Below are 5253 nucleotides of genomic sequence, written 5' to 3' on the forward strand. Positions count from 1 at the left end.
ACCCACGGCCTCCCGAATCCGCGCAGCACGGGACTCGGCGGCCCCTCGCTCGAGGTCGCGGACCCGCAGCTCCAGCTGCTCGGCGCGGCGCTCGGCCCGGTCCAGCGCGTCAGCCGGGACGAGTCCCACCTGGTACGCCGCCCGCTCGAGCCCGTTGCGGGCAAGCCCCGGAGCGACCGCAGCCGCGAGCTGCACCGTCCCGCGCACGGAGTCCGGCAGGGCCTGGACGGCGGCGGACGTGGCCGCCCGGGCGACGGCGCTGCCCGCGTCCCCCGCCACCTGCAGCACTCCCCGGACCGCCTCGAGCACCTCGCCCCTCCGTCCGCCGACGCACGCTCCCCTGCCCTGAACGCTACCTCCGCCTGCTGCTCGGGTAACGTCCGGCGCCACGGCCGGCTCCCCGGCGCTCCGTCGGCGCGGCACGGCGGGACGTGCCGGCCCCGGCTCGAGCGGCGGAGGCAGCAGTGGCAACGGTGGAGCAGTGCCGGGCGGCGATCGAGGCGCTGTCGGCCCAGATGCAGCGCGGTAGGGGCGCCGCACAGTCCGCGGCCCAGCTCGACCGCAGCATCAGCGTGACCGTCCCCGATCTCGGCGTCGTCTTCTCCGGGCGCCTGCACGACGCGCGGATCGACGCCCTCACCACGGACCCGGCGCCGAAGGCGCAGATCCGGCTCCGGGTCGGCAGCGACGACCTCCTGGCACTGGTGAACGGCGAGCTGGCGTTCGCCCCGGCCTGGTCGAGCGGCCGGGTCAAGGTCGAGGCCAGCATCGGCGACCTGTTCAAGCTGCGCTCGCTGCTCTGACCGTGCCTGGCCTCCCACGGCTCGGTACGGCTCCGCGCGGCCCGGCGGGGGTCGCGCGGGGGTCGCGCGGGCACTCCCCGGCTACAGCCCGAGCACGACGAGCGCGGCGACGTCCTGCGGCGGAGCCGGCTGCGACCAGGCGGCGGCGCACGCGGCCCGAAGCCCGTCGAGCGGCTCCCCCTCGCCGGTGAGGCGCAGGCTGCCGTCCTCGACCGAGGCGGCCCAGCCGCCGCACGACCAGGAGCCCGCGCCCGGGTCCGACGGCTTCCCGGCGGGAGGCCCGCCCGCACGCTGCGGCGCGGGATGGGCGACGAGCAGCGAGTCGAGGTCCGCGCCGACGTAGGTGGGCCGTTCGTGCGCTCCGGCCCGCAGCAGCTCCGCGGGCGTCGTCACACCGGTCAGGACGAGCAGGCTGTCGGTGCCCGCGCGCACGGCCCCCTCGATGTCGGTGTCGAGCCGGTCGCCCACGACGAGCGGGCAGGACGCGCCGCTGCGGCGGACGGCCTCGGCGTGCAGCGGCAGCTCGGGCTTGCCGGCCACGACCGGCCGACGCCCGGTGGCCTGCGCGAGGACGCCGACCAAGGTGCCGTTGCCCGGGGCGCGGCCCCGGGGCGTGGGGATCGTCAGATCAAGATTGGACGCCACCCAGGGCAGGCCGCGCGAGAGGGCGAACGCGCCCTCGGCCAGCTGTCGCCAGCCCACGTCGGGGGAGAACCCCTGGACGACGGCGACCGGGTCCTCGTCGACGGAGAAGACCGCGCGCAGGCCGAGTTCCGCGAGGGCGACGACCAGCCCCTCGCCGCCCACGACCAGCACCGCGGAGCCGGGTGGGACCTGCTCGGCGATGAGCCGGGCCGCGGCTTGTGCCGAGGTCACGACCTCGTCGTCCTTGGCGTCCACGCCGAGCGAGCGCAGGTGGTCCCCGACCGCGAGCGGCGTCCGGGAGGCGTTGTTCGTGACGTACGCGAGCCGCATACCGCGTGCGGACGCCGACGCCAGTGCCTCCGGCGCGCGCGGCACGGCGTGCTCGCCCACGTAGACGACCCCGTCGAGGTCGAGGAGCGCGACGTCGTACGCCTGCGCCAACGGCCCGGCGCTGGCGCGCAGCGTCACCTCTGCCTGTCCTGTCAACTCTGCTCCCTCGCCTTGACCGTTGCCTGGGCCTCACGCAAGGCCCGGACGTACTCCGGGCGTCCCGGGCGCATCGCGACCGCCATCGACAGGTGGCTCACCGCTGCCTCGAACTCGCCGAGCCGAAAGCGGGTCAGCCCGAGCCCGAACCGGGCGTAGTCGTTGTCCGGCTCACGCTCGGCCAGCTCGGCGAACTGCTCAACCGCGGCCGGGTAGCGGCGCGCGTCGAACAGCGCCCGGGCGAACGCCTCGCGGATGCTGTTGGACGCGGGCTCCTCGTGGTGGGCGCGCTCGAGCAGCTGGGCGGCCGCCTCCGGGCTGCCCCCCTCGAGCAGCGACATCCCCCGCACGTACCAGTCGTAGACCCCCCCGGCAGGCGGCTGCCCCGTGCCCGGCTCCTGCGGCGGCAGGCCGTTGCTGTCGTCCTCGCTCATCTCACCGCCCTCGCGTCAGCGTGCTTCTCCCGCGGGTGGACCCGCCGTCGACCGTCAGGCCTGCGGCCCCGCACCGACGGCCGACGCGGGCCGCCAGGGTGCCGGCCTCCTGGGAAGGGCCATCTTTTCATGGCGGACGCGGTGGCGGTCGGCGCTCGGTGCGGCGCCGGGCGCGGGGCTAGCCCCGGGCGTCGTCCGGGCCCTGAGCAGGGCTCGGGGCCGCGACGGCGGTGGTCTCGGGACGAGACCGAGCCGTGGCGCGCTCCGCGAGCACGCGTCGCGCCCACTCGACCTCGACCTCTCCCCGGCTCGCCGGGCCGGTCGGCGACCGCCAGAAGCGCCGGCGCAGGGCACCTTCCACCTGCACCACGTCACCGGCGGCCCAAGCCAGCGCACGTCGGCGGACGTCGGCCCGGAAGGCCGAGCAGCACTCCAGCGCGTCCACCGCGGCCCGTGCCCGCCCTCGTGAACGAGGCGGCCGGTCCACGACCAGCCGGACGGTGACCACCAGGTCACCGCTCGGCAGTTCCCGTTCCTGGGCCGAGGCGGCCAAGCGCCCGACCAGCATGACCTCGTTGCGGTGAGCGGCCACCGAACCTGGCTCCGTTGTCATCCGTGCCTCCTGCTACCTGCAGAAGGCACGAGCATGGCGGCGCGACGGGCCGCGTGGGCGCGGGCGAGCCCGGCTGTGGGCCCACGATGGTGAGCCCACAGGCCGGGTCAGCCGAACGGGGACCGGAACGCGGCGGGCCGCCCGTCCTCGCCCTCGTCCGCGCCGGCCGAGGGGTCGTCCGTAGCGGGCTGGACGTCCGGCGGCTCGGTGAACGCGGCCTCCACGACGACCCCGGGGCGCGGAGCGGGGTCCTCGTCCTGGGACGCCTCCCCCCGCACCTGCGAGTCGTCCTCGGCCACCGCCGGCTCCAGCGCGGCCTCATCCGACTGCGCGGCCTCATCCGACTGCGCGAGGGCGTCGGCGTGCAACGCCCCCTCGCCGCCAGGCTCCTCGTCCAGCGGCTCGTCCTCCGCCACCGGCTCGTCCTCCGCCGATGAGGACAGAGCCTCGGACGCAGGCTCTCCGTCGACGGCAGGCTCCGGAAGCTCCGAGACGTCGTCCTCGTCGTCCTCGAGGACGTCGACGAAGCTCAGCCCGTCGAGCTCGTCGAGCCGCTCCTGGGCGTCGGTGATCCCGTCGGCGTCGAGCGCCGCGGCGCGCGCGAACGCGTCACGGGCCTCGTCCCGTCGCCCCGCGCTGAGCAGCATGTCCGCGTACGCGTAGGCAAGCCGCGGCGAGCGCAGCGCTTCGGGCACCTGCAGGGTGAGCACGGCGGCGTCGAGCTGGCCGAGGTCCCGGCGGGCGCCGGCGGCCACGATCCGCAGCTCGATCCGGCCCGCGGCGTCCAGCCGCTCAGCCTCCTCGCTGACAGCCAGCGCCAGCGCACGGTCCGGTCGGCCGAGGCCACGCTCGACATCGGCGATGACCGGCAGCAGGTCCGGCAACCCGGTCAGCCGCTTGGCCGTCCGCAGCTCCGGCATGGCCTCGGCGTAGCGGCCGGCTGCGTACGCCGCCAGGCCCACCGCCTCACGCACCGCGGCGACCCGGGACGCGCGCTCGCGGGCGGCGACCGCATGAGCGTACGCCGCCTCGGGGTCCTCGCTCAGAAGCTGTCCGGCCGCCACGAGGTGCCGGGCGACGGCGGTCGCGGCCGACGGTGAGAGCGTCGAGAGCTCGGCGAGCACCGGCTTGGGCAGCTCCTGGCCCGTGATCTCGTCCGGCAACGGCGGAGGGGGCGGCGCGGCCGTCTTCCGCACGACGCGGGGACGCTCCGTGCTCGGGTCCGTCCGGGGTCGGGACGCCTCCCCGGAGCGCGGCCCGGAGGTACGCCGCGGCGGGCCGCCCTGCTCACGTCCCTGGCGCTCGTTCCCACGCTCGCCACGGCCCGAGAAGCCCCCGGGCCTGGTCGGCCTGCCGCTGTCGGTCCGCCGGCCGTCACGGCGCTGCCCGCCTCCGGTACCGCCGGCCTCGCCGTTCCGCGGCGCTGCGCCGCGCGACCCGTCGGGCCGCCCACCGCCGGTGCGCCCCTGGCCGGGGCGGGAGTCACTGCGCTGCCCGAAGGAGCGCCGCTCGTCCGGCCGGCCGTACGTGTCCCGGTCAGCCGTCGTCCGATCCCGGTACGGCCCGCGCGGGCCGCCACTCGAGGAGGCGGAGGGCCGACCCGGCCGACCGGCCGCGCTGTCGGGGCGACCGGCGTAGCCGCCGGCGCTGCGCCCGCGCCGGTCATCGGTGCCACCCGACGGCCTTCCCTGCCCATCGCCCGTCGAGGGACCACGCCCGGAACTTCCGCGGCCGGCACTGCCGGACCCGTAGCCACCACGCTCGCCGCCACCACGCCCGCTACCGCCGGACCCGTAGCCACCACGCTCGCCGCCACCACGTGCAGGGGAACTGTCTCCGCGCCGGCCCGAAGCGTCCGAGCCACCGCGTGTGTCCCCACCGGACCCGGGGCGGCCACGCTCCTGGTAACCCCGCTCCTGGTAACCCCGGTCCTGGTTGCCGCGCGGCTGCCCGCCGCGAGCTCCTCCTCGGCCGGCAGCAGGGCCGCCGGCCCCGCGCGGTCGATAGGCGCCTCCGCCGGCGTTGCCCCACCGGCCTCGGTCGTCGCGCCCGCGATCCCGGTCGTCGCGCCCGCGATCCCGGTCGTCGCGCTCCTCGGACCCAGCCATGCAAGGTGCCCTTCGTTCGGCGGTGTCCTGACTGCGGATGCCTGACATCCAACTCCGCCACGGCGGTGGATATGACTGTGCCCCCGGCACCCGCCACCCGGCGTCGCCGGGCGGGGGTGCCGAGGGCACAGGCGTATCAAGTTTGTCCGGCGGCGTCCTACTCT

Annotated in this window: 6 protein-coding genes; 1 reads left to right on the forward strand and 5 read right to left on the reverse strand. The window is 76.6% G+C overall.

The window, feature by feature from the left end; genetic code table 11:
- On the reverse strand, window positions 1-309 hold a 309-nt coding region (locus G9H72_RS17625), incomplete at its 3' end, for a hypothetical protein (protein ID WP_166173501.1).
- A gap of 155 nt (window positions 310-464) precedes the next feature.
- Here G9H72_RS17625 and G9H72_RS17630 point away from each other — a divergent pair.
- The gene (locus G9H72_RS17630) at window positions 465-803 is read left to right on the forward strand and encodes an SCP2 sterol-binding domain-containing protein (protein ID WP_166173503.1); all 339 of its coding nucleotides are present in this window, start codon (window positions 465-467) and stop codon (window positions 801-803) included.
- 81 nt (window positions 804-884) lie between these two features.
- On the opposite strand, the gene G9H72_RS17635 is transcribed toward G9H72_RS17630, so the two are convergent.
- The 4 genes from G9H72_RS17635 to G9H72_RS17650 all read right to left on the reverse strand — a co-directional run bounded on the left by G9H72_RS17635 (window position 885) and on the right by G9H72_RS17650 (window position 4177).
- Entirely contained in the window at window positions 885-1934 is a 1050-nt protein-coding gene (locus tag G9H72_RS17635) for an HAD-IIA family hydrolase (protein ID WP_231127334.1), read from the reverse strand.
- On the reverse strand, window positions 1931-2368 hold the full coding sequence (locus G9H72_RS17640; protein WP_166173505.1) for a tetratricopeptide repeat protein: 438 nt from the start codon (window positions 2366-2368) through the stop codon (window positions 1931-1933). Before G9H72_RS17640 ends, G9H72_RS17635 begins: the two co-directional genes overlap by 4 nt.
- 178 nt (window positions 2369-2546) lie before the next feature.
- On the reverse strand, window positions 2547-2981 hold the full coding sequence (locus G9H72_RS17645; protein ID WP_166173507.1) for a single-stranded DNA-binding protein: 435 nt from the start codon (window positions 2979-2981) through the stop codon (window positions 2547-2549).
- A 107-nt stretch (window positions 2982-3088) separates the two neighbouring features.
- Window positions 3089-4177, reverse strand: a complete 1089-nt coding sequence (locus G9H72_RS17650; RefSeq protein ID WP_166173509.1) for a tetratricopeptide repeat protein — start codon at window positions 4175-4177, stop codon at window positions 3089-3091.
- Window positions 4178-5253 lie beyond the last annotated feature (1076 nt).

The sequence above is a fragment of the Motilibacter aurantiacus genome, assembly GCF_011250645.1.
GTDB lineage: Bacteria > Actinomycetota > Actinomycetes > Motilibacterales > Motilibacteraceae > Motilibacter_A > Motilibacter_A aurantiacus.